Genomic DNA, 22627 nt, shown 5'->3' on the forward strand with positions numbered 1-22627 from the left:
CAGGGCGGGCTGCCTCTGCTAGTCAGCCTGTCGAACGTTCAACCTACGCGACTGGCCTGCTGCATACCGGCATGACTGATACGCCCGAAAACACATCTTCCGGCCCCCGCCTTTCCTCTAAAGCGGAAGCTGCCCGCGCCGAGCGTATGGCCCGGCAGGCTGCGGCGCTGCGTGCCAATTTGCGCCGCCGCAAGGAACAGGCACGCACCCGGCAGGACTCAACAGATTCTGCCACCCCCACCAGTTCTGAACCCGGCGCACAAAACCGCCACCCTACCGGAGAAGACAAGACATGCCCGTGATGCCAGATACATGGATCCGCCAGATGGCTCAGGACCACGGCATGATTGAACCGTTTGTGGAAAACCAGAAGCGCGAAGGCGTTATTTCCTACGGTCTTTCCTCCTACGGGTATGATGCCCGCGTGGCAGATGATTTCCGTATTTTTACGGATGTAAACAACGCCATTGTGGACCCCAAAAACTTCAGCCCGGATGGCTTTGTTTCCCGCCGGGCCGATGTGTGCATTATTCCGCCCAACAGCTTTGTGCTGGCACATACTATTGAATACTTCCGTATCCCGCGGGATGTACTGGTGGTGTGTTTGGGCAAATCCACCTATGCGCGCTGCGGCATTATCGTCAACGTCACCCCGCTGGAACCGGAATGGGAAGGACAGGTGACGATCGAGATCAGCAACACCACCCCCCTGCCCGCCCGCATTTATGCCAATGAAGGCATCTGCCAGTTCCTGTTCTTTAAGGGTGAAAGCCCGTGTGAAGTCAGCTACGCAGACCGTGCCGGCAAGTATATGGGCCAGCGTGGCGTTGCCACCCCGCGGATGTAAGAAAGACCATGGATCGTTTCATCATCCGGGGCGGACGCCCCCTGCACGGCGAAATTACCATTGGCGGCGCCAAGAACGCAGGCCTGAAACTGCTGGTGGCCGGGCTGCTGACATCTGAACGGCTGGTGCTTTCCAACGTGCCGCGCATTGCAGATATTGGCACCATGCGCGCCCTGCTGCGCCAGCATGGGTTGGAAGTGGAAGACGTAAACGGTGATGGCTCTACCATTTCCGTTGGCGGTGACATTACCAACACCGAAGCACCGTATGACATTGTTTCCAAAATGCGTGCCTCCATTCTGGTGCTTGGGCCCCTGCTGGCCCGCTGCCATGAAGCTCGCGTTTCCCTTCCCGGTGGGTGTGCCATTGGCACGCGCCCGGTAGATATGCACCTTCGGGGGCTGGAAACTCTGGGCGCAGAAATTACGCTGGAAAACGGCTACATCAACGCCAAGGCCCCCAAGGGGCTAAAGGGCGAGCGGGTTATTCTGCCGTTTGCCTCTGTTGGGGCTACGGAAAACATCATGATGGCCGCCACCCTTGCCAAAGGGCGCACGGAAATTGTGAATGCCGCGCGTGAGCCGGAAATGGTGGATCTGGCCAACTGCCTGAACGCCATGGGCGCACGTATTTCTGGCGCGGGCACCGGCACCATTACCATTGATGGCGTAGAAGCCTTGCACGGGGCCCACCACCGCATTATGCCAGACCGCATTGAATGCGGCACCTATGCCTGCGCCGCCGCCATTACGGGGGGTGATCTGCGCCTGATTGATGGACATGTGGACCATCTGGGTGCTGTGGTGCGCGCGCTGGAAGAAACCGGCGTGGAAGTGACGCAGGAAGGCAATGCCATGCGCGTGCGCCGCACCGGTGCGCTGCGTGGCATTGATATTATGACAGAACCCTACCCGGGCTTCCCCACAGATATGCAGGCCCAGTTCATGGCGCTGCTTTCTGTGGCCGAAGGGGCCTCCATGATTACGGAAACCATTTTTGAAAACCGTTTCATGCATGTGCCGGAGCTTAACCGCATGGGCGCACGCATTAACGTGCATGGGTCTTCCGCCATTATCCGCGGTGTGCACAGCCTTTCTGGCGCACCTGTTATGGCGACCGATCTGCGGGCATCTTTCTCGCTCATTCTGGCAGGGCTTGCCGCGCATGGTGAAACCATTCTCAGCCGCGTGTATCACCTAGACCGGGGATATGAGGCTGTGGAACGCAAGCTGGCCGCCTGTGGCGCACAGATTGAGCGTGTGCGGGACTAAACCCTGCTACAGCATAGCGTTTTAAAACGGGTGGTGGCAGCAATGCTCCCACCCGTTTTTGTATTCAGGCTTCAGGCGCAGTTTCCTCGCTTACGGCAAAGCCAATCAGGCCACCCATAACAGCCATAAGACCCACGTAATCTGCCATTCCCAGTGAAACACTGCCAAGCAGCAGGGCTTCACCCGCCAATGTAAACCCAACCTCTCCCGCCTGTGTGGCGTCCACGGCGGCAATCAGATACGGATCTGATGAAAGGTTGCGGGCATAGGTAAATAGTGGCGTGGCCAAGCAGCCTGCAAACAGCGCAATCAGGCCCGTGGATGTTATCTGCCCCATATCTGGCAATGGGGGGCGCACCAGTAACAAAAGCCCCGCAAAAAACGGCAGGGCGCCAAGTGTCATTAACAAAACAGCGGCCAGTGGATCTTGCAACAGTGCAGCGTGTGGCCCGGCCTGATGCCGGAACCGATTAAGCAACTGGTTGCCAATTGGGTAACAGAACGCCGCCACCAGCAACGGCACCACGCCAGAGGCAATTTGTGCCAATGGCACACCAGATTGCAGCCGCCCTGCATTGAGAATAACGATACCGGCAAAAATTAGCACCAGAAACGCCACACCGCGTAAGGGCACCTTGCCACCAAAAGCCCATAGCACCACAGGCGTGGCCAGAATGGTGCTTTGCCATGTGGCCGCAACTATCCAGCCGGGCGCATGATTGGCCGCAAAGCAGCAGCACGCGTAAAAGGCACCATACCCAATGCCTCCTGCCACCAGCCAGAAGCGCAGCTTTTGCCAGAACAGGTGCCAGATTGCCTCCACCCAGCGCGCGCCTTTGGCCACAAAGCCCCACGCCAACAGCAGCAAAGCGGTTTCAATATACCGGAGTGCGGCACTCCACACCCAGTGCCCGCCATGCAGGCTGATAAAGCGATTAAGCACAAAGGTGACGGAAAACAACGCCGAGGCCACCAGCCCCAACCCGATAAGCCGAGGCGCCCCCGTGCCACCATGCTGTATGCCTGCGCCTGCCAGAATGGGCGCTGCTGCTGTGTTTTTCTCCACCATATCTGCGCCCCTGTTTTATCCTCACACCACACTTTGCAACCATGCACAGGCAAAGCCTGCCCTTTATTCTGTGCGATGTGTTAACGAATAATACAAGAGCACACCGCCTGCTGCGCACATACAAAAAAGCCGGAGCAGGCTGATGCCCCGCTCCGGCTTTTGAAGAAACGCTCTTTTCAGGCTGGTAGGGTTTAGTCTTCCCACCACACGGAAAGCGTGCGCACGCCCTGTGCACCACGCACCAGAACACCCTGAATATCTGCCGTGGCAGAAGGTCCGCTCATCAGCACACCGTAATTGGCGGTATGGAACTCGGGGCGGTCCATATAGGCGGTGTGCATGTTTGCGGTCAGATTCTTGGGGGAAAGAATGACCACAATATGCTGCGTGAGATGCGCTGCGGAGTTCAGGTTATTCAACTGCGCTTCGCTCAGATAGATGGAGCCCATTTCGGCAATGCCGAAAGGTGAGCGCACCACCAGCACATCCACCGAGGCCGCCTGCTGTGGGGAATCCAGATCTTCAATCCGAATTGTGCCTTCAAAATCCGGCACGGCAGAGCAGATCACCTTGGAATCCGGAAAGGTGCGGGCAATAGCTGTTGCCAGCGTATCGTTTTCCTGCCGTTCCAGAACCTGGCCACCAATAATTTGCAGGCTGTTTTCAAAACGCGCCTTGCCTGCATCCATATCCCCCAGCTTGGCAACGGGGGGCAGCGGATGGGCGTTGGGGTCTGGGCGGTTATCCCGCAAACGGGCTAGAATGGCATCACGCGAGCTCATGCTTTTTCCCCTTCCTTCTGCTTGTTCAGGCGGTTTTTCTTGTACCAGCTGTTGAAGGTGGTTTTGACGGGGTGCGGCAGTTCACGGTGCTTGCCCCACGGGTTCAGCCAGTTATACAGCACAAAACGTGGCATGGTGCTCAGCGCCACTTCCGTACCGTTAATGGCTGCACGGTACAGCTTGGGCTGGCCCATAAGCTTGCCAGCCATGTGCATGATCTCACGTTTTACAAACGGCAGTTCATGATGTTCGGCCAGCACGCGCCGCCATTTATACAGCTGCTCGTGAATGTTGATCTTGACCGGGCACACATTGGTGCAGCTTCCGTTCATGGTGGAAGCAAACGGCAGCGTGCTGTATTTGCGCTCGTTAAAGGTGGGGTCAATAATTGCGCCAATCGGGCCAGAATACACGGCACCGTAGGACAGACCACCGGAACGACGATACACCGGGCAGGTGTTCATACACGCACCGCAGCGGATACACTTCAGCGATGTCCAGAAATCCTGCATGCCAAGGCGGTGGGAGCGGCCATTATCCACCAGCACCACGTGCATTTCGCTGCCCTTTTGCGGGCCACGGAAGTGCGTGGTGTACTGCGTAATGGGAGAGCCCAGCGCACTGCGGGAAAGCAGGCGGATAAACACACCCATATCCGCCATACGCGGCACAAGGCGTTCGATCCCGATCGTGGCAATATGCAGGCCCGGCACCGTAGCGCTTAGGTCCGCATTGCCTTCATTGGTGCAGACAACGAAGGAGCCTGTTTCGGCCACAACAAAGTTGCCGCCTGTCATGCCCGCATCGGCTGACAGAATGACCGGGCGCGCGGCCAGACGCTGCTGCCATGCCAGAGACTGCGCGCTGTTGTCGTTCGGGTCTGTGTGATAGTGCTCGGCAAAAATCTTGGCCACGTCTGGTATCAGCTTGTGTACGGCTGGCACCACAATGTGGCTGGGCATCTGGTTATCAAGCTGCTGGATACGTTCACCAAGGTCTGTCTCGGTTACCGTAACGCCGCGTGGTTCCAGATATTCGCGCATCTGGCATTCTTCGGTCACCATCGACTTACTTTTGATAAGCGATTTGGCGCCGTGTTTTTCCAGAATTTCGCCAACTATGCGGTTATGCTCCGCACCATCGGCTGCCCAGTGAACATGAATGCCGTTCTTTTTGGCGTTGGCCTCAAACTGCTCCAGATATTCGGGCAGGTTGGCCAGCGTGTGTTCCTTGATCTGGGAGGCACGGGTGCGCAGTTCCTGCCATTCCGGCAGAATGTGCATCTGCTCATCACGCTTCTGGCGCAGGTCCCACAGGCGTTCGTCATGAAAGCTTTCATGCGCAACGTCTTCAATGAACTCTTCCGCCGCCTTGGCGTGGTTGACTGGTTTAACCTTCATTCCCGTGCTCCATTCAGAATTTCAGCAATGTGAATGAAGCGGATGGGAACCCCGGCCCGTTCCGCACACCCTTGCTGGTGCATCATGCAGGACGTATCGGCAGAAACAATGTATTCCGCCCCGGCATTATGGTGATCGGTTACCTTATCCACCCCCATTTTGGCGGAAACGGCTTCTTCCGTAACCGAGAAGGTGCCACCAAAACCGCAGCATTCATCTGGCCGTTTGGGATGGGCGAAGGAAATACCCTTCACCTTGGAAAGCAGATCCATCGGTTTGGAGAAGAAAGGCTCACCCAGTTCAGACATGCTGGCCGTACGCAGGGCGCGCAGGGTGCCGCAACTGTTATGCAGGCCCACCTTGTGCGGGAATTCCGCCCAAGGGAAATCTTGCACCTTCAGCACATCGTGCAGAAATTCCACCAGTTCAAAGGTGTTTTCACGCACATGCCGCACTTCATCCGTTTGCGGAATGGCATCAAAGTTGTCCCGCACATGGTGGGTGCAACTGCCAGACGGCATGACAATGGCATCGTATTTGGCAAAGAGTTTGACAAACAGCGCCTCAGCAGAGGCAGCATCCCGGTTACAGCCTGAATTGGCCATTGGCTGGCCGCAGCAGGTTTGTTCCATGGGGTATTCCACATCCTGGCCCAGCTTTTCCAGCAGCTCCAGCGTGGCAACCCCTGCGTTTGGATAAAACGCATCTATGTAACAGGGAATAAACAACCCGATTTTCATACGCACCCCCGGTTTTTGCAGCCAGACACTCTCAGCCCGCTGCAATCATAATTTCAACAAGCGTGGGGCCATCGGTCGCTAATGCTGCTTCCAGCGTGGGCGCAATATCTGCCGCCCGCGTTACTCTGCTGGAAGGCACCCCCATGGACCGGGCCAAAGCCTGATAGTCTATTTGTGGATCAACAATATCCATGGCGGGATATGTCCCCTCCTGCGCAGAGATATAGTTGTTTTGCTGCCGCATGAAGTTCTTGAGCACGTTGTACTCGCGATTGTTCATCACAACAAAAGTAACGGGCAGCTTTTCGTGTGCGGCTGTCCACAAAGCCTGTGGGGAATACAGGGCTGCCCCATCCCCCACCAGTGAGACAACTCTATCCCGCCCAAGGCCAAGTGAGGCCCCAACAGCCGCAGGCATGCCCCAGCCCAGCGCGCCCCCCCGCAGGAAGGAATACTGGGCAGACCATGCACTTTCTAAAAACAACCGAACATCGGATGAAGTGGCAATGGCTTCATCCACAATGGCAATATCCGGGCCAATGGCACGCACCGTCTCCCACGCTGCAACGCGGGGGGAAATAACGGCATCTGCCGGATGGGCCAATACCTCTGCCACAGCCTGCGCACGCTGTGCACGCCGGGCTTCCGCCACCTTCTGGCCCGATGCCGCATAGGCAGCACGCTGCGGGGCTGCCGCCTTTTGCAACATGGGCAACAACGCCTGCAAGGATGCTCGAATATCCCCCACCACGGAAAGCGGCGTCCAGAACGTGCGCCCCAGATCCCGCACATCGGAAGACATCTGATACACTGCGCAGGATGGCGGCAGGGCCGGGCCTTCTGTGTACAGAATGGTAATGAGGGATTTGCCACCCAATGCAAAAATGGCATCGTATCCGCTCAGCTTTTCCGCAATACCGGTGGCCTGTGTGGGCAGGTTGCCGCACCACAGCGGATGCGCCGTGGCAAACGGAATGCGCGATGGCCATGATGAGCCATAAACCGGCGCACCCAAACACTCTGCCACAGCAGCCACTTCATCTGCGGCATCCGAGGCATACACCTCATCCCCCGCAATAATGGCCACCTTGCCGGGGCGCAGGGCTGTAAGAGCTTGCGCCAGTTCTGGCAGCCCGCCCGCCACGGCCTGACGGTTGATATTGGAGGGCTCACCAATATCCACGCTGCTCATTTCTTCCATCACATCCATGGGGAGTGACAGAAACACCGGCCCTGTGGGGGCTGCGGTGGAATCATGAAAAGCGCGGCGCAATAAAACAGGAAGCTGATCTGCATGGGCCACTTCCTGCGCCCATTTTACGGCGGGGCGGGCAATCTGCACCAGATCACCAAACAGAAGCGGATCAGAAATGGTGTGGCGGGAATCCTGCTGCCCGGCAGTCACCACCAATGGGGTTTGCGAAACACTGGCATTGAGCAGATTGCCCATACCGTGGCCCAAACCACCTGCCGTATGCAGGTTAAGAAAGCCCGGTTTGCGGGCGGCCTGCGCGTAACCATCTGCCATGGCCACCACGCTGGCTTCCTGAAGGCCCAACACGTAATGCACGTTGGGCACTTCCAGCAGGGCATCTATCAGCGGCAGTTCCGTAGTGCCGGGGTTGCCGAATATGTATTCAACCCCTTCGCTCCGCAGCACTTCCAGCAAAACCGCTGCACCGCGCCGGGTTTTGCCGCCTGCTGTTTCTACAGATGTTACTGCCATTACGCCTGCCCCCTATTCTGCCGTTTTGGCAAGTGTGCACAGCCTGCGCATTGGCACACTGCGCCATTGCCCAACTGTATATACACTTTGCACGACTGAAAGGATTTGTTCATTCCCCTACCCTGATAGACTGGCAGAAATATGCAGGGGAATTCACAATAAGGCAGAACGGTAACATCTGCTTTGCTAGCCCAAATTTCTGTCATGCTGTGCTGCCTTTTCTGGCAGCCTGAACTGCTACGCCGCTTGTTATAACAAAATGAAGCATTTTGCAAAACAGGCGGCGCGCACATCAGCAAAAAAAATCTGGCCTGCGTTTTTTGCGCAGCTTTACGCTGCGGCACTCGTTTCACCCAGCTGAGCCAGCGGCTGCATGAGCAGATGGTTGTGGGAGTAATCAACCGGCACGGCAATAACCACCGGGCCTTCTACATCCATAGCCGTACGCAGGGCCTGACGCACTTCATCTTCCGTGGTGGCGTTAATGCCCGTTGCGCCGCAGGCTTCTGCATATTTTGCAAAATCAATGGGGCCAAAGTTCACACCGGAACCACGGCCATATTTCTTCTGCTCCTGCATTTCCACCATGTTGTAGGCTTCATCAATCCAAACCATGTGGATCAGGTTGCACTTCAGGCGCACAGCCGTTTCCAGTTCCATGCTGGACATCATGAACCCACCATCACCAGAGATGGACAGCACTTTCTGCGCCGGGTTCAGCAGGCTTGCAGCAATACCCCACGGCAGGCCCACGCCCATTGTCTGCTGACCATTGCTGATAAGCACCTGACGCGCCCGGAAGGACAGCAGATAACGTGCCAGCCAGATATGGAAGGTGCCCATATCCAAGCACAGTGTCATATCCGGGGTTACAAACTGTTCCAGCTCACGCACGATCTGGAGCGGATGCACGGCGTTGTTGCTGGTGCTGCGGGCTTCCAGCAGCGCGGTGGTGCGGGCTTTTTTGTAGCCTTCCAGAACAGCTTCCAGTTCTGAAGCACGGGCCAGCTTGCCTGCATCTTTTGCCAGCACTGTCAGCGTGGGTGCAATTTCACCAATCAGCTCAATGGCCGGAACGTAAGCGTTATCCAGTTCTGCAGGAACGATGTCCACGTTGATGATCTTGCGGTCATCATTCACGTTCCACAGCCACGGATCATATTCCACCGGGTTGTAGCCGATAGCCACAACAACATCGGCTTCGTGCAGAAGCTGATCACCATGCTGGTTGCGGAACAGGCCAACGCGGCCACCAAAACGGTCCACCAGATCTTCAGAAACCGCACCAGCAGCCTGATAGGTGCCCACAACCGGCACGCCGGTTTCTTTTACAAAAGAGCGCACGCCTTCTGCCACATCCGGGCGGCTGGCCAGCATACCCAGCAGAACCACAGGGCGTTTGGCGTTTTTCAGCATGGTTGCAGCTTCTGCAATTACATCAGCCGGGGCACCGCCAACGCGCGGCAGCGGACGGCCAGCCAGAACCGGTGCATGAGCCGGCATGGACAGCACATCCATAGGCGTGCTGACAAAAGCAGCACCGGGGCGACCGCCTTCTGCAAAGCGGAAAGCGTTGGCCATCACTTCAGAAATCGCAACCGGGGTTGTCAGCTCAACACTGTATTTGGTGATGGGCTTGAACAGGTTGACCGTATCCATGGTCTGGTGCGTCAGCTTCAGGCGGTCTGCCAGTTTTACGGCGCCACCAATAGCCAGCACCGGGTCGCCTTCAGAATTGGCGGTGGCAAGGCCGGTTACAAAGTTGGAAGCACCGGGGCCGGATGTGGCAATGCACACGCCTGCCTTGCCTGTAAGACGGCCGAGGCCACCTGCAATAAAGGCTGCGTTCTGTTCATGCCGCGTAACAACGGTGGTGATGGAGGAATCCACCAGCGCATCAAACAGACGGTCTACCTTAGCGCCCGGAATACCGAACACGTGCTTGACGCCGTGGGCTTCCAGATTTTTGACAATAAGCTCCGCACCGCACTGAGCGGCGTTGTCTGCCGGATTGGTCATTTCAGTTCTGTCCTGCAAAAACTGGGCTGCCAGAAAGCTGTTTTTCAGCAGCCCCGTTAAAAATGTTCAGCGAATGGAGGCTCAGCCGCCTTCAGCAATACGGATGGCTTCGCTCAGGCTTTCAGGGTTCAGGTCAGCCTTGGCGAACTGTTCCGTACGGGGCAGCTGAATTTCCAGATCGGAAATGGAAGCCACTTCCAGCTTGCCGCGCACAAGGCGATATTCCGTAACGTGCCCGCCACGTTTGCTATCTTCAGAAAGGAAGTGCAGGTGGTAGCCCGCAACATTTACGCCCTGCATGTAAACCGGGGTGCGGAAGCCGATCATGGTGCCCATAACGTTTTCCATGGTGCAGGTGGGCTGCTTTTTCACCACTTCCAGCATGTGCGGATACGGCTTGCACTGGCAGAACACCGTGCGGGTATCAACGCGCTGGAATTCACCCGTAAAGCGCACGGCACCAAACAGGTTGGGGTTACCAAGTAGGCTGTCCACCAGCTCTTCAAACGTTTCCTTGGTTTTGGGGGAATCGATGGTAACCGTTTTTTCCGGTTCAAAATACGTTACGCAGGCAAACGGCGTTTTAAGAGAACCGGGCACTTCTGCGGCCAGACCTTCTGCACGGAACTGGCGCACCACGCCGTCTGTCACAATCATTTCGCCATCAAGGGCGTTGAATGTGCCTAGGCCGAAGTTACCGTGCTGGAGCAGTTCATCCAGCGTGGTTTCACCATCGTACACCGCATCCAGCAGGGCCGCCATGGTGGAGGTCTGGTACAAACGGTTTGCAACAGGCTTTTTCAGCACGCCGTTGCCAAGGGCAGAAGAGCGGACATCCATGTCCATCACCGACTGTTTTTTCATGCTGCAATACTCCCACAAACGCATGGTGGTTTAAGTTCGTTTCGCCCGCACGTTATAACAGTGGAAGCCAGTCTTCCAATATATATTGAACACGTTATCCATATGCATTACATATACCATATGGATATCAGGCACCTGCGCTACTTCGTAACCGTTGCCGAGCATGGCAGCATTACCCATGCCGCAGAGGCACTGGGTATCGAGCAACCCCCACTCAGCCAGCAAATCCGCCAGCTTGAGCGCAATCTGGGCGTAACGCTGTTTGAACGGCAGACTCGGGGCATGAAGCTGACAGAAATTGGCGAAGTGCTTTTGCCCCGCGCCCGCACCATTCTGGATTTGCAGGCCCAATTTCTTTCCACGGCAGAAGGTCTGGCGCGGGGGGAAAGAGGGCATATTCGCGTAGGGTTGGCTGGGGCTGTGCCGCTGTTGCCGGTTATTCCGCTTACCATCCGCCGGTTTCGGGAAATGGCGCCCGATGTCACGCTCTCTTTGGAAGAAAGCAACACCCCTGCCCTGTGTGCGGCATTGCACGAACCCAGCGTGGATATTGCCATTATCCGCCCGCCGTTTACCGATCCCTCACGCCTCTCGGTTTTTCACCTGCTGGATGAACCCACGGTTATCGCTCTGCCCCGTGGCCACAGACTGGCCAAGGAACCGGTGATCAGTTTGGATATGGTGGCGGATGACCCGCTGATTATCTTCCCGCGTGAGTTAGGGCCGGGCTTTCATGATGCCATTCTGTCGGCCTATCAGCTTGCGGGCGTTACCCCCACAATGGGCCAACAGGCCCCGCAAATTGCGGGCACCGTGCCTTTGGTGGCGGCGGGGCTTGGGGTTTCTGTTGTACCGCGCTCACTCAGCCAGATTCATGCTGGCGGGGTCACGTTTCATGCCATTAGTGAACCCGCACCCCGCGCCACATTGGCTGTTGCCATCCGCACCGGGCAGAACATGCCGCTGGTTACGCGGTTTGTAACGGTGTTGCGCACGGCCTGCCGCAAGTGGGAGCAGCGCCAGCATGACACCGCCCCCTTTGCAGATTCGGAAAACCTCTAACTGCCTCAGCCCTGCTGCGGGCGATACGGCACAGAAGCCCGTGGCACGCCATCTTCTATGGGCATATCCGCATGGCGAGACCACTCGTTCCATGATCCCATATAGATGCGCAGTTTGGTAAACCCGGCAGAAGCCAGCGCCACATAGGTGTTGGCAGCACGTGCGCCCTTGAAGCAGTAGATAATGATATCATCATCCGGGTACAGGTTGCGCGTGGCGGCCAGAGCCCGAATTTCTTCCGGTGTTTTAAAGCGTGCTTCCTGATCCTGCGTATGCATGAAGCTATACCACTCAATCCACACAGCACCGGGAATACGCCCTTTGCGCGGCGCAAAATCCACCCCGTAAGGTGATGAGCTTTCACCCAGCCATTCCACCTTGTCGCGGTTATCCAGCAGCTTGATGGACGGGTTGGTAAGGGCCGCAAACACATCTTCCCGCGTGGCCATCAGCGCGTGGTTGATAGAGAGCGGAAACTGCGTGGGTGCTGGGTGCGTGACATCCTGCGTCAACGTGCCGCCAGAGGCCTGCCACGCCCGCAACCCGCCATCCAGAATACCTACCTTGGGGTACCCCAGATACTGCAAGATCCAGTATCCACGGCAGGACGCGCCATAACGTGTATGCAGGGCATCTTCATACACAACCGCTGTTTTACTGCCATCCAGACCGTATTGCGCAAACAGCGATGAAAACTTCTGTTGCAGGCTGGCCAGCCCGCTTTCTGATGTTTCTGCCAGATAGGTAAAAATATCCGGCATGTTTACGGCACCGGGAATATGCCCTTTGGCAAAATCTTCTTCCGAACGCACATCTATCAGAACGGCGTTGCCAGTGTGCTGCAACTGCCGCAGGGCATCCGGAGTGTAGAGAACGTCTGTCATGTATCTTCAGTCCGGTCTGTTCAGGAAAGGCCGGACGCTATCAGGTCTGCCCCCATGCAGGCAGACCCCGTGGTTCACTGCCGCCATGCCATAAAAGCAGCCAGCAGCCCCTTATGGCCGCCCGGAACGATGATACGGATGCCCCGCCGCAATAGCCTGCGCGCGGTAAATTTGTTCCACCAGCATAATCCGCACCAACATATGCGGCCATGTAAGGGTGCCAAAGGACATGGACGCATCGGCCCGCTGGATAACCGAGGCATCCAGCCCCTCCGCCCCGCCAATAACAAAGCAGGGGATACGGCCAGCCGTTAGCCAGCCTTGCACGGCATTGGAAAAATCCGGGCTGCTGAAATTGCGCCCGGCTTCATCCAGCACCACAACGTGGCTTTGCGCGGGGCAAGCAGCCAGAATGGCCTGTGCCTCGCGCCGTTTGATTTCATCCGGGCTGCCGCGCCCATCTGGCAGTTCTATAATCTCCAGCTTGGGGCGCAGGCGCTTGAGGTACCGTTCCACCAGCGCCCGCTCGGATTTATCCTTCATACGCCCAATGGCCACCAGCCTCATGCCGGTATGCCCATACGCACTGAAAAATCAGAGAACAACATCATGAACCAGGCGATTACAGGCGGGTCACGTTACCTTCTGCGCCTTCATCCAGTTCCTTGCCCCACATTTTTTCCAGCCCATACAGGGTGCGTGCTTCTGGCTTGAACAGGTGCACCACAATATCACCCGTATCCAGCAGCACCCAGTCAGACCCGTTGGCGCCTTCCACCATCACGCGCTTGATGCCGATATCACGCAGCTTGCGTTCAATATGCTGCGCCATGGCGGAAATCTGACGGTCTGCCAGACCTGTGGCAATCACCATCCGGTCTGCAAAGGAGGCACGGCCTGCAAGGTCGATCACCACAATATCTTCAGCCTTGTCATCTTCAAGGCTGGCGGTGATGAGCGCCAGAGATTGCTCCAGCATATCCGGGGCCACGGCTTCGCGCTTGGTGGTGGCCTTGGGGCCAGCCGCAGCGGCTTTTTTACGCACGGAACCAGGCGCAGCAGCGCCAGCTGTGGTGGCACGTGCAGATGCGGCACGCCCTTTGGCGGACGTGGTGGCCGTGCGGGAACGTGCTGATGTTTCGGCGGGGGGCTTGGTAGGAATGACCGTTCTCCTGATCTTTAAAGCGTATCGGGGGTATGGGGTTGGCCTGCAGCGGCATTGAATCCGCCCTGCTGACGAATAGCTGTTGCAGATATACTGTTTTGTGCCCCCGGAAGAAAAGCCCACACGGGGGGAGAAAGTTCCGCAAGGGCATGTGCACGCCATGCAGGCACCCGCCAGCGGGCCAGATACCGCCCGGCAAGCCCATGCAAGGCCCGCGCATTTTGCCCCGGACGAGGGAAAACCGCCACTGGCACGCTATGCACAAGCTGCCGCCAGTTTTTCCAACGCGGCAAGGTGGCCAGACCATCTGCGCCCATCAGCCACACAAACCGCGCACGCGGAAAGCGCGTTTGCAGCACCCGCACTGTATCCACCGTATAACGTGTGCCGATTCGGCTTTCGATATCCGTGGCAATAATGCGCCGCCCATCTGCCAGTTGGCGCGCCGTGGCCAAGCGTGCAGGCAAGGCCGCCATATCTGAGCGCCCGGCTTTAAGCGGGTTACCGGGTGAAACCATAAGCCACACCTGGTCTAACCCCAGCACCGCCAGCGCACGCCGCGCAATGGCCTGATGCCCTTTGTGGCCGGGATTGAAAGACCCACCCAAAAGCCCAATACGCAGGCATCTGTTATCCCCCCAAGTGGGAATAACAGTGCCACGTGCACAAGGCTTTGCAGCCGGATGTGGTTGGAAAGTTACCGGCACCTGCGCGCGCCCCGTGCAGTTGGCCGCATGGCCGCAAAAATCAGGGGCGCACCTGCCCGGTGCCAATCACTTCGTAACGGAAGGTTGTCAGCTGCTCCACACCCACCGGGCCACGGGCATGGAAGCGGCCAGTGGCAATGCCAATTTCCGCACCAAAGCCAAACTCCCCCCCATCACAGAACTGGGTGGAGGCATTCCACATCACCACAGCGCTGGAAACACCGTTCATGAACCGTATGGCCATGTTTTCATCCGCTGTCACAATGGCTTCTGTGTGGGAAGATCCATACTGCGCAATATGGTCCAGCGCTTCATCCACACCATCCACCACGGCAATGTTCAGAACCGCATCCAGCCATTCTGTTGCAAAGTCTTTTTCCGTTGCCGCGGGCAGATCGGGCATAATGGCGCGGGCTTCGGCATCCGCCTTAAAGGTGCAGCCTTTTTCTGCCAGATCTGCCACAATCTGCGGCAACAATGCTGGCGCAATGGCTGCATCTATCAACAGGGTTTCTGTTGAACCACAAATGCCGGTACGGCGCATTTTGGCGTTGAGCACAATGCGGCGCGCCATGGCAAAATCTGCCGCGGAATGAATATAGGTGTGACACAGCCCTTCAGCATGGGCCAGCACAGGCACGCGGGCCTCACGCTGCACACGTTCGACCAATGAACGCCCACCACGCGGAATAATCAGATCAATCAGGCCAGAAGCGGTGAGCATTTCCGCCACATGGGCGCGGTTGGCATCTGGGGCAATCAGCACGGCATCTTCCGGCAAACCGGCAGAGCGTAATCCGGCCTGCATGGCGGCATGAATGGCACGTGCGCTGTTCAGGCTTTCCGATCCCCCACGCAGCAACACGGCATTGCCGGATTTAATGCACAGACCAGAGGCATCTGCCCCCACATTGGGCCGGCTTTCATAAATCATGCCAATCACACCCACAGGGGTGGCAACACGGCGGATGCGCAGGCCGTTGGGGCGTGTCCATTCCTCCAACACGCGGCCTACGGGGTCTGGCAGATCTGCAATTTCTTCCAGACCACGGGCCATGGCTTCCACCCGTTCGGGCGTGAGGGTAAGCCGATCACGAAACGCATCATTAGCGGTGGAAGCGGCAAGATCCTGCGCATTGGCTTCCAGAATGGCGGGAGCAGCCTCACGCAAAGCCGCCGCAGCGGCCCACAGGGCTTTATCCCGCGTGGCGGAAGAACTTTGCGCCAGTGTGCGGGCCGCCAGCCGAGCACGATGGGCCAAGGCAGCCATTGGCCCCAGCCCCTGTGCCTGCGCTGGAACATCCTGCACGGGATTGGCCGCAGCCGTTGTAACCCCTTGCAGCTTACTCTCACCCTCCGCGTTCATAACGGCGTTCCTATCTCCATCTTTCTATCTGGCCTGCCGGTGATGGCAGGCCATCAAGCTGTGATTTGTGGTTGTACGTGGCTGTTAAACGTTAAAGCGGAACAGCAGCACATCGCCATCCTGCACCACGTAATCTCGCCCTTCAATACGCAGGCGTCCGGCTTCCTTTGCGCCAGCTTCCCCACCATACTGAACGTAATCATCATACGCGACAGTTTCGCATGCAATGAAGCCGCGTTCAAAATCATTGTGAATAACGGCGGCAGCCTGCGGGGCCTTGGTGCCTGCGGTAATTGTCCAGGCGCGGGCTTCCTTCGGGCCTACGGTAAAGTAGGTGCACAGGCCCAGCAGTTTGTAGCCAGCGGCAATAACCCTATCCAGCCCGCTATCCTGAAGGCCCAAACCTTCCAGAAACTCGCGCCGTTCTTCATTTTCAAGCTGGCTGACTTCGGCTTCAATCGCGGCAGACACAATAACGGCAGCAGCACCTTCCGCCGCAGCCTTGGCCTGCACCTGTTCTGAGAACTTGTTGCCAGTTGCGGCCGAGTCTTCATCCACGTTGCACACATACAGCACCGGCTTGGTGGTAAGCAGCTGCAGGCGGCGCACGGCTTCTTCTTCCCCTGCCGGAATGGCGGTGCGGGCTGGGCGGCCTTCACGCAGCGCTTCCATCAGCGGCGCCATAACGGCAAGCTGTGCTGTGGCTTCAGCATCCCGGTTGCGGGCGCGCTTTTCCAGATTGGGCAGACGTTTTTCCAGCGAATCCAGATCCGCCAGCATCAGCTCCGTTTCAATAATGTCGGCATCACGCACGGGGTCCACGCCGCCTTCAACGTGGGTGATGTCATCATCTTCAAAGCAGCGCAGCACATGGATAATGGCGTCTACTTCACGGATGTTGGCCAAAAACTGGTTGCCCAGCCCTTCACCCTTGGAGGCACCGCGCACAAGGCCGGCAATATCTACAAACTCAAGGCTGGTGGGCACTTCGCGCTGTGATTTGCCAATTTCCACCAGCTTGTCCAGCCGGGGGTCTGGCACAGCCACGCGGCCTGTATTGGGCTCGATCGTGCAGAACGGATAATTGGCTGCCTGCGCCGTGGCCGTGGCCGTAAGCGCGTTGAACAGCGTGGATTTACCCACATTGGGTAGCCCGACAATACCGCAGTTAAAACCCATCAGCCCTTGCTCCCTTCCGGCAGTGCAACCTTTGTCATGAACTGGTCTGCCCGCCCATCTGCCAACAGGGGGGCGGCATCGGCCATGCGATCAAGCAGCCGTTCCAGCCATTCCTGCCGGTCTGTTTCCGTAAAATTGCCCAGCACCCAGCCGTGCACCCGTTCCTTGGCGCCGGGGTGGCCAATGCCTATGCGCACACGCCAATATTCTGGCGTGCCCAACATTTTATCTGTAGAGCGCAAACCGTTATGCCCCGCAGCCCCTCCCCCACGCTTTATGCGCAGGCGGCCCGGTGCCAGATCCAGCTCATCATGAAAAACGGTAATATTTTCGGGTGCAATTTTATAAAAAGCGGCGGCTTCCTGCACGCTTTCACCCGATTTGTTCATGTAGGTCATGGGCAGCAGCAGCAGAACTTTCTGCCCGCCTATGCGGCCTTCTGCAACCTCGCCCTTAAAGCGGTTGCGCCATGGCGTGAACCCGTACTTACGGGCAATGGCTTCCACCGCCATAAAGCCAACATTGTGCCGGTGCCGACGCATGGAGGATTCGGGATTGCCCAACCCGACCCAGAGCAGCATTGCTGATTCCACCTAACGTTATGAACAGCACAGGGGGCACGCGCATCTGCACGCACCCCCATGCCTAATAAACAACCCGAATAAACCGGCTTCCGATCAGGAAGCGGCTTCTTCCGTAGCAGCTTCTGCGCCTTCGGTGGTGTCCACGCTCGGAGCAGCAATGGAAGCCACAACAAAGTTTTCTTCGTGGGTCAGCGGGGTTACGCCTTCGGTGCCCTGCACATCTTCCCAACGCACGTTGTCCGCAATGTCCAGCTTGGACAGGTCAACCGTGAAGAATTCGGGAATGTTGTCTGCCGGCACGTCCACTTCAATGGTGTGGCGCACAACGTTCAGCACACCGCCGCGCTTGATGCCGGGGCATGCTTCTTCGTTTTCGAAGTGAACAGACACTTCAACATGCACGCGAGAACCAGCGGCCAGACGCAGGAAGTCAACGTGAACAGGGGAATCCTTCACCGGGTGCAGCTGCACGTCACGCACCAGAGCGCGTTCTGCCTTGCCATCAACCTTGATTTCATACACGCGAGAGCGCCAGCCAGATGCCTGAATGCCCTTGATGATAATGCGTGGGTCGATAGCAATAAGGGTGGGTTCCTGCTTGCCGCCGTAGATAACGCCGGGAACAAGCCCTGCACGCCTCGTTGCCCGCGCTGCCCCCTTACCAGCCTTCGCGCGCGCCGAAGCTTCGATAGATGTAATCTTGGACACGTTGACTTCTCCATAAAAAACTTAATCACGCGGGCCTCCAGGGGTGCCCACGCAGTGGCAGCGCCTTACAGCAAAAGCTGTGCAGGAGCAAGGTATAGCTTGTGCTATAGAGCAGGCTTTGGCACCTGTTGCCCCACAGCCCTTGCCGGAGAAGCCGCTTATGCCCCTGCCGCAAACCACCACGCCCCCGCAACAGTTTGGCAGTGATAATTATGCAGGCCTGTGCCCACAGGCGCTGGAAGCCATAAGCCGCGCGGCCAAGGGATCCACCCCCGCATATGGGGATGATGCCTGGACACGCCTTGCCGCCAAAGCAGTGGCGGATGTGTTTGAAGCGCCTGAAGCCGCAGTGTTTTTTGTGCTCACCGGCACGGCAGCCAATGCGCTGGCGCTGGCAACATTATGCCCGCCCTATTGCAGCATTATTGCCTCGGAAGTGGCACATGCCGAAACCTCCGAACGCGGTGCGCCAGAGTTTTTTACCGGTGGCGCCAAACTGATAACGCCCCCCACCCCAGACGGTAAGCTGACACCTGAAGCCATAAAACTGGCCGCCCGCCGCGCCAGCGATCCGCACTCTTCCACCCCCGCAGTGGTGACCATTACGCAACCCACAGAAAACGGGCTTGTGTATTCGGTGGATGAGATTCGGGCCATTGCCAATGCCTGCCATGATCACGGCTTGCGGCTGCACATGGATGGTGCGCGTTTTGCCAATGCCGTTGCCATGCTGGGCTGCACACCTGCGGCTATGACATGGCAATCCGGCGTGGATGCCCTAAGTTTTGGTGGCACCAAAAACGGCATGGCCATGGGGGAAGCCGTAGTGTTTTTTAAACGCAGCATGGCTCAGGGCTTTACCGAGCGCGCAAAGCAGAGCGGGCAAACAGCCTCTAAAATGCGCTTTCTGTCTGCCCCGTGGCTGGCCATGATCCATAGTGGCGCATGGCTGGATAACGCACGCCACGCCAATGCCAGCGCACGCCAGTTTGCACAGGCGGTAGAGGATATTCCCTCCATCAAACTGGCATGGCCCGTGCAATCCAACGCCGTGTTTTTGCTGATGCCCGAACCTGTGATGAACGAATTGCGGGCCCGTGGCTGGCGCTTTTACACGTTTTTTGGGGGCATCTGCCGCTTTATGTTTGCGTGGGACGCACGGCCAGAAGCCATTGCCGCGCTGGCAGCAGATTTACGCAGCTGCGTGCGCGGGCAAGGTGCCTTATAAGACGCAAGATATACAGTGCGGCCTTGACATAAGCGCTGCTCCACTGCTTCCTCCGGGCACAACGGAATCATTGCCAAAAACCGCCCCTGCTGCAACGCCGGGCCAGATTTCAGGACAAGACCATGCATCCTTACCGTTCCCACAGCTGTTCGGCCCTTCGCGCCAGCGATGCCGGCACCACCGCGCGCCTGTCCGGCTGGGTGCATAGCAAGCGGGACCACGGCGGGCTGCTGTTTATTGACCTGCGCGATGAAACAGGCCTGACGCAGATTGTTATTCCCGCGGGTTCCCCCGTTATGGAAACGGCCGAGCACCTGCGCGTGGAAAGCGTGATAACCGTAACGGGTGACGTGGTGCTGCGTGATGAAACCACCCGCAACCCGGACCTTGCCACGGGTGATATTGAGCTGCGTGCGCGTGAGCTGATTGTACAGTCCTCCGCCGCTGTGCTGCCGCTACAGGTTGCCGGGCAGGAACATTATTCTGACGAGTTGCGCCTGCGTTACCGCTATATTGATCTGCGGCGCGAGCAGGTGCACGCCAACATCCGCCTGCGCTCCGCCATTATTGCCAGCATGCGCCGCCGCATGACGGATCTGGGCTTTACTGAGTTCCAGACCCCCATCCTAACAGCATCCTCCCCCGAAGGTGCGCGTGACTTTCTGGTGCCCTCCCGCACCCATGCCGGCAAGTTTTACGCCCTGCCGCAGGCCCCGCAGCAGTTCAAGCAGCTTGCCATGGTGGCCGGGTTTGACCGCTACTTCCAGATTGCTCCGTGCTTCCGTGATGAAGCCTCCCGCGCGGATCGCTCCCCCGGTGAGTTCTACCAGCTCGACTTTGAAATGGCCTTTGCCACGCAGGACGAAATCTTTGCCGTTCTGGAAGAAGTGATGTCTGGCCTGTTTACAGAGTTCGGCAAGGGCCGCGCCGTCAGCACCGCACCGTTTGAGCGTATTCCCTACGCCCGCGCCATGAAGGTGTATGGTTCTGATAAGCCAGACCTGCGCAACCCGCTGCTGATTACCGATGTAACGGAAGATTTTGCCGGTTCCGGCTTTGGCCTGTTTGCCCGCATTGCAGCCGATGGTGGTGAAGTGCGCGCCATTCCGGCCCCCGGCGCTGGTGGCCGTCCCCGCTCCTTCTATGACAAGCTGAACGCTTGGGCGCGTGAAAACGGAGCTGGTGGTCTGGGTTACATCACCTTTGCAGAAGAGGGCGGCCAGGGCCCGATTGCCAAGAACCTTGAAGCCGACCGCGTGGAAGCCATTCGCACCAAGCTGGGGCTGAACCCCGGTGATGCCGTGTTCTTTGCCGCGGGCAAGGGGCATGATGTGGCCAAGTTCTCTGGCCTTGTGCGCACACGCATTGCTGAAGAACTGGATCTGATTGAAAAGGATGCCTTCCGTTTCTGCTGGATCACGGACTTCCCGATGTATGAGCTGAATGAAGAAACGGGGCTGATTGACTTCTCGCACAACCCGTTCTCCATGCCGCAGGGTGGTCTGGAAGCACTGAACACCAAAGACCCGCTGGATATTCTGGCTTACCAGTATGACATTGTGTGTAACGGCATTGAGCTTTCCTCCGGCGCTATCCGTAACCACCTGCCGGATGTGATGATCCGCGCCTTTGAAATTGCTGGTTACCCGGAAAGCGAAGTAGAAGCCCGCTTTGGCGGTATGCTCAACGCCTTCCGCTACGGTGCACCGCCGCATGGTGGGTCCGCCCCCGGTGTGGACCGTATTGTGATGCTGCTGGCTGATGAGCCGAACATCCGTGAAGTCATTCTGTTCCCGCTGAACCAGCAGGGCGAAGACCTGATGATGGGTGCCCCGGCCCCCGTTCCGCCGGAACGCCTGAAGGAACTCTCCCTCGCGCTGAACTTGAAGCCCGCTGTCAAGAAAGACTGATCGGGCTTTCACATATGCATGTAAAAGGGCCACACCCCGGCCCTTTTGGCATCCGGGTGGTTGCAAGACCGCGCCGGATGTTTTTTTGTACCGGGTATGAGACGTTCACGCCGCCTGCCACTTCCCCTACCCCTTGCCCAAGGTTTTTGCTTTACGCCGGGGCATAATGCCCGTGCGTTACGCAAGGCCGTTGCATCTGTGCTGCTGGGTGGCGTGGTCGCTCTGCCTTTGCACATGGCGCATGCACAAACAGCCGGTGCAGTGGTGCCTTCGGGCACTGTTTCACAAAACACCCCACCGGCTGAAGCACGCCCCAATGCTACGCCCAACGCTGCACATTCTTTTTCCGATTCAGATATCAACCAGATTGCCTCGCAACGTGCGGTGTATGATCTCACACTCACAGAAGCTTCTGGCGGCAAAACATTATCGGCCACGGGCACCATGCTTTACAGCGTGCGGCATGGGTGCAGCGGATGGTCCACCCAACAGCGGCTGGATATTCAAAGCGTAACCCGCCAGAACGGCGTGGAGCATCTGGTATCTGACTATTCCACGTTTGAAAGTGCAGATGGGCGCAACCTGATCTTTCGCACCATGGAAACATCTAACGGCAAATTGCTGCAAAACCTGCGGGGGGAAGCCACACTGCACCCGGATGGTTCTGGCACAGCGCATTACGAAAAACCTTTAGCCAAAACACTCCCGCTTCCGGCTGGCACGTTGTTCCCCATCCAGCATACCGTTTCCATTCTGGATGCCGCCCGAAGCGGAAAAACCGAGATTTCAGCCCCTATTTTTGATGGCACATCACCAGATGGCGCGGCAGATACGTACATAACCCTTTTAGGCTGGGGCAATACAACGCCCACCACGGATTTTACTGCCCTGAACGCCTTGCAATCTGGCCGTGTGCATGTGGCCTTTTTTTCACGCACGCCACCAAACATGATGCCGGAATATGAAATTGGCATGCGGTATTTTGCCAATGGTGTTTCTGACAATTTGACGCTGGATTTTGGAGATTTCCGCATGAAGGGTACATTGCATGTGCTGGATCTGCCCAAGCCGGAAACATGCCACGCCAAGCCACATCAGAAGAAAAACTAAACCATC

Annotated in this window: 22 protein-coding genes; 7 read left to right on the forward strand and 15 right to left on the reverse strand. The window is 57.6% G+C overall.

Annotated elements, in window-relative coordinates:
* Nucleotides 1-71: 71 nt before the first annotated feature.
* Genes ABNV41_RS11920 through murA form a run of 3 tightly spaced genes read left to right on the forward strand, consistent with a single transcriptional unit; the run spans nt 72 to nt 2118 of the window.
* Nucleotides 72-302 (forward strand): hypothetical protein, encoded by a 231-nt coding sequence (locus ABNV41_RS11920; protein WP_003624963.1) that lies wholly within the window; start codon nt 72-74, stop codon nt 300-302.
* A complete protein-coding gene (gene dcd / locus ABNV41_RS11925) occupies nt 293-847 on the forward strand; it encodes a dCTP deaminase (protein WP_012812446.1) in 555 nt (184 codons plus the stop codon). The genes ABNV41_RS11920 and dcd overlap by 10 nt, the downstream gene beginning before the upstream one ends.
* 8 nt (nt 848-855) lie before the next feature.
* Nucleotides 856-2118 carry a UDP-N-acetylglucosamine 1-carboxyvinyltransferase gene (gene murA, locus ABNV41_RS11930; protein ID WP_003624966.1) on the forward strand — a complete coding sequence of 421 codons (1263 nt, stop codon included), beginning with the start codon at nt 856-858 and terminating at the stop codon, nt 2116-2118.
* A 64-nt stretch (nt 2119-2182) separates the two neighbouring features.
* On the opposite strand, the gene ABNV41_RS11935 is transcribed toward murA, so the two are convergent.
* The 7 genes from ABNV41_RS11935 to budA form a co-directional block, all read right to left on the reverse strand.
* A complete protein-coding gene (locus ABNV41_RS11935; RefSeq protein ID WP_050819192.1) occupies nt 2183-3187 on the reverse strand; it encodes a multidrug resistance efflux transporter family protein in 1005 nt (334 codons plus the stop codon).
* A gap of 191 nt (nt 3188-3378) precedes the next feature.
* A complete protein-coding gene (locus ABNV41_RS11940) occupies nt 3379-3969 on the reverse strand; it encodes an LUD domain-containing protein (RefSeq protein ID WP_003624971.1) in 591 nt (196 codons plus the stop codon).
* Entirely contained in the window at nt 3966-5369 is a 1404-nt protein-coding gene (locus tag ABNV41_RS11945; protein ID WP_003624973.1) for a lactate utilization protein B, read from the reverse strand. The genes ABNV41_RS11940 and ABNV41_RS11945 overlap by 4 nt, the downstream gene beginning before the upstream one ends.
* Nucleotides 5366-6109: a (Fe-S)-binding protein gene (locus ABNV41_RS11950; protein WP_050819191.1), complete on the reverse strand. Its 744-nt coding sequence runs from the start codon at nt 6107-6109 to the stop codon at nt 5366-5368. The genes ABNV41_RS11945 and ABNV41_RS11950 overlap by 4 nt, the downstream gene beginning before the upstream one ends.
* Before the next feature lie 31 nt (nt 6110-6140).
* Nucleotides 6141-7835, reverse strand: coding sequence for a thiamine pyrophosphate-dependent enzyme (locus ABNV41_RS11955; RefSeq protein WP_087651751.1), 1695 nt, complete (start codon nt 7833-7835; stop codon nt 6141-6143).
* A gap of 330 nt (nt 7836-8165) precedes the next feature.
* The gene (gene alsS / locus ABNV41_RS11960; RefSeq protein ID WP_050819188.1) at nt 8166-9854 is read right to left on the reverse strand and encodes an acetolactate synthase AlsS; all 1689 of its coding nucleotides are present in this window, start codon (nt 9852-9854) and stop codon (nt 8166-8168) included.
* A gap of 81 nt (nt 9855-9935) precedes the next feature.
* Nucleotides 9936-10742, reverse strand: coding sequence for an acetolactate decarboxylase (budA, locus tag ABNV41_RS11965; RefSeq protein WP_003624984.1), 807 nt, complete (start codon nt 10740-10742; stop codon nt 9936-9938).
* Between the two features lie 96 nt (nt 10743-10838).
* On the opposite strand from budA, the gene ABNV41_RS11970 reads away from it, so the two are divergent.
* Nucleotides 10839-11780 (forward strand): LysR family transcriptional regulator, encoded by a 942-nt coding sequence (locus ABNV41_RS11970; protein ID WP_035365910.1) that lies wholly within the window; start codon nt 10839-10841, stop codon nt 11778-11780.
* A 5-nt stretch (nt 11781-11785) separates the two neighbouring features.
* Here ABNV41_RS11970 and ABNV41_RS11975 read toward each other — a convergent pair whose 3' ends face one another.
* From ABNV41_RS11975 to ABNV41_RS12010, 8 genes are all read right to left on the reverse strand, one after another.
* The gene (locus tag ABNV41_RS11975; RefSeq protein WP_003630021.1) at nt 11786-12664 is read right to left on the reverse strand and encodes a sulfurtransferase; all 879 of its coding nucleotides are present in this window, start codon (nt 12662-12664) and stop codon (nt 11786-11788) included.
* Nucleotides 12665-12775: 111 nt separating this feature from the next.
* Nucleotides 12776-13231, reverse strand: a complete 456-nt coding sequence (locus ABNV41_RS11980; protein WP_050819187.1) for a 23S rRNA (pseudouridine(1915)-N(3))-methyltransferase RlmH — start codon at nt 13229-13231, stop codon at nt 12776-12778.
* A 55-nt stretch (nt 13232-13286) separates the two neighbouring features.
* Nucleotides 13287-13709 (reverse strand): ribosome silencing factor, encoded by a 423-nt coding sequence (gene rsfS, locus ABNV41_RS11985; protein WP_042787045.1) that lies wholly within the window; start codon nt 13707-13709, stop codon nt 13287-13289.
* A gap of 134 nt (nt 13710-13843) precedes the next feature.
* A complete protein-coding gene (locus ABNV41_RS11990) occupies nt 13844-14536 on the reverse strand; it encodes a nicotinate-nucleotide adenylyltransferase (protein ID WP_050820323.1) in 693 nt (230 codons plus the stop codon).
* A 40-nt stretch (nt 14537-14576) separates the two neighbouring features.
* Nucleotides 14577-15902 (reverse strand): glutamate-5-semialdehyde dehydrogenase, encoded by a 1326-nt coding sequence (locus ABNV41_RS11995; RefSeq protein WP_050819186.1) that lies wholly within the window; start codon nt 15900-15902, stop codon nt 14577-14579.
* Between the two features lie 84 nt (nt 15903-15986).
* Nucleotides 15987-17081: a redox-regulated ATPase YchF gene (gene ychF, locus ABNV41_RS12000; protein ID WP_050819185.1), complete on the reverse strand. Its 1095-nt coding sequence runs from the start codon at nt 17079-17081 to the stop codon at nt 15987-15989.
* On the reverse strand, nt 17081-17662 hold the full coding sequence (gene pth, locus ABNV41_RS12005; RefSeq protein WP_003625001.1) for an aminoacyl-tRNA hydrolase: 582 nt from the start codon (nt 17660-17662) through the stop codon (nt 17081-17083). Before pth ends, ychF begins: the two co-directional genes overlap by 1 nt.
* Before the next feature lie 96 nt (nt 17663-17758).
* Entirely contained in the window at nt 17759-18373 is a 615-nt protein-coding gene (locus ABNV41_RS12010) for a 50S ribosomal protein L25/general stress protein Ctc (protein ID WP_050819184.1), read from the reverse strand.
* Between the two features lie 160 nt (nt 18374-18533).
* Between ABNV41_RS12010 and ABNV41_RS12015 the strand changes: the two genes are divergently transcribed.
* The 3 genes from ABNV41_RS12015 (at nt 18534) to ABNV41_RS12025 (ending at nt 22621) form a co-directional block, all read left to right on the forward strand.
* Nucleotides 18534-19601, forward strand: coding sequence for a low specificity L-threonine aldolase (locus ABNV41_RS12015; RefSeq protein WP_349935110.1), 1068 nt, complete (start codon nt 18534-18536; stop codon nt 19599-19601).
* Nucleotides 19602-19723: 122 nt separating this feature from the next.
* Nucleotides 19724-21511, forward strand: coding sequence for an aspartate--tRNA ligase (aspS, locus tag ABNV41_RS12020; RefSeq protein ID WP_050819183.1), 1788 nt, complete (start codon nt 19724-19726; stop codon nt 21509-21511).
* Nucleotides 21512-21607: 96 nt separating this feature from the next.
* Nucleotides 21608-22621 carry a cell envelope integrity EipB family protein gene (locus ABNV41_RS12025; protein WP_050819182.1) on the forward strand — a complete coding sequence of 338 codons (1014 nt, stop codon included), beginning with the start codon at nt 21608-21610 and terminating at the stop codon, nt 22619-22621.
* Nucleotides 22622-22627 lie beyond the last annotated feature (6 nt).

It is taken from the genome of Acetobacter sp. A11-2, from assembly GCF_040208445.1.
Classification (GTDB): domain Bacteria; phylum Pseudomonadota; class Alphaproteobacteria; order Acetobacterales; family Acetobacteraceae; genus Acetobacter; species Acetobacter oryzoeni.

Excerpts from the sequence above, each read along its gene's own strand:
- ABNV41_RS12015 (WP_349935110.1), top strand. The coding sequence starts at position 18,534 with ATGCCCCTGCCGCAAACCACCACGCCCCCGCAACAGTTTGGCAGTGAT.
- ABNV41_RS11945 (WP_003624973.1), bottom strand. The coding sequence starts at position 5,369 with ATGAAGGTTAAACCAGTCAACCACGCCAAGGCGGCGGAAGAGTTCATT.
- murA (WP_003624966.1), top strand. The coding sequence starts at position 856 with ATGGATCGTTTCATCATCCGGGGCGGACGCCCCCTGCACGGCGAAATT.
- aspS (WP_050819183.1), top strand. The coding sequence starts at position 19,724 with ATGCATCCTTACCGTTCCCACAGCTGTTCGGCCCTTCGCGCCAGCGAT.
- ABNV41_RS11920 (WP_003624963.1), top strand. The coding sequence starts at position 72 with ATGACTGATACGCCCGAAAACACATCTTCCGGCCCCCGCCTTTCCTCT.
- ABNV41_RS11995 (WP_050819186.1), bottom strand. The coding sequence starts at position 15,902 with ATGAACGCGGAGGGTGAGAGTAAGCTGCAAGGGGTTACAACGGCTGCG.
- ABNV41_RS11980 (WP_050819187.1), bottom strand. The coding sequence starts at position 13,231 with ATGAGGCTGGTGGCCATTGGGCGTATGAAGGATAAATCCGAGCGGGCG.
- pth (WP_003625001.1), bottom strand. The coding sequence starts at position 17,662 with ATGCTGCTCTGGGTCGGGTTGGGCAATCCCGAATCCTCCATGCGTCGG.
- ABNV41_RS11955 (WP_087651751.1), bottom strand. The coding sequence starts at position 7,835 with ATGGCAGTAACATCTGTAGAAACAGCAGGCGGCAAAACCCGGCGCGGT.
- ABNV41_RS11935 (WP_050819192.1), bottom strand. The coding sequence starts at position 3,187 with ATGGTGGAGAAAAACACAGCAGCAGCGCCCATTCTGGCAGGCGCAGGC.
- alsS (WP_050819188.1), bottom strand. The coding sequence starts at position 9,854 with ATGACCAATCCGGCAGACAACGCCGCTCAGTGCGGTGCGGAGCTTATT.
- ABNV41_RS11970 (WP_035365910.1), top strand. The coding sequence starts at position 10,839 with ATGGATATCAGGCACCTGCGCTACTTCGTAACCGTTGCCGAGCATGGC.
- dcd (WP_012812446.1), top strand. The coding sequence starts at position 293 with ATGCCCGTGATGCCAGATACATGGATCCGCCAGATGGCTCAGGACCAC.
- ABNV41_RS12025 (WP_050819182.1), top strand. The coding sequence starts at position 21,608 with ATGAGACGTTCACGCCGCCTGCCACTTCCCCTACCCCTTGCCCAAGGT.
- ABNV41_RS11950 (WP_050819191.1), bottom strand. The coding sequence starts at position 6,109 with ATGAAAATCGGGTTGTTTATTCCCTGTTACATAGATGCGTTTTATCCA.
- budA (WP_003624984.1), bottom strand. The coding sequence starts at position 10,742 with ATGCGTTTGTGGGAGTATTGCAGCATGAAAAAACAGTCGGTGATGGAC.
- ABNV41_RS11940 (WP_003624971.1), bottom strand. The coding sequence starts at position 3,969 with ATGAGCTCGCGTGATGCCATTCTAGCCCGTTTGCGGGATAACCGCCCA.
- ABNV41_RS11975 (WP_003630021.1), bottom strand. The coding sequence starts at position 12,664 with ATGACAGACGTTCTCTACACTCCGGATGCCCTGCGGCAGTTGCAGCAC.
- ychF (WP_050819185.1), bottom strand. The coding sequence starts at position 17,081 with ATGGGTTTTAACTGCGGTATTGTCGGGCTACCCAATGTGGGTAAATCC.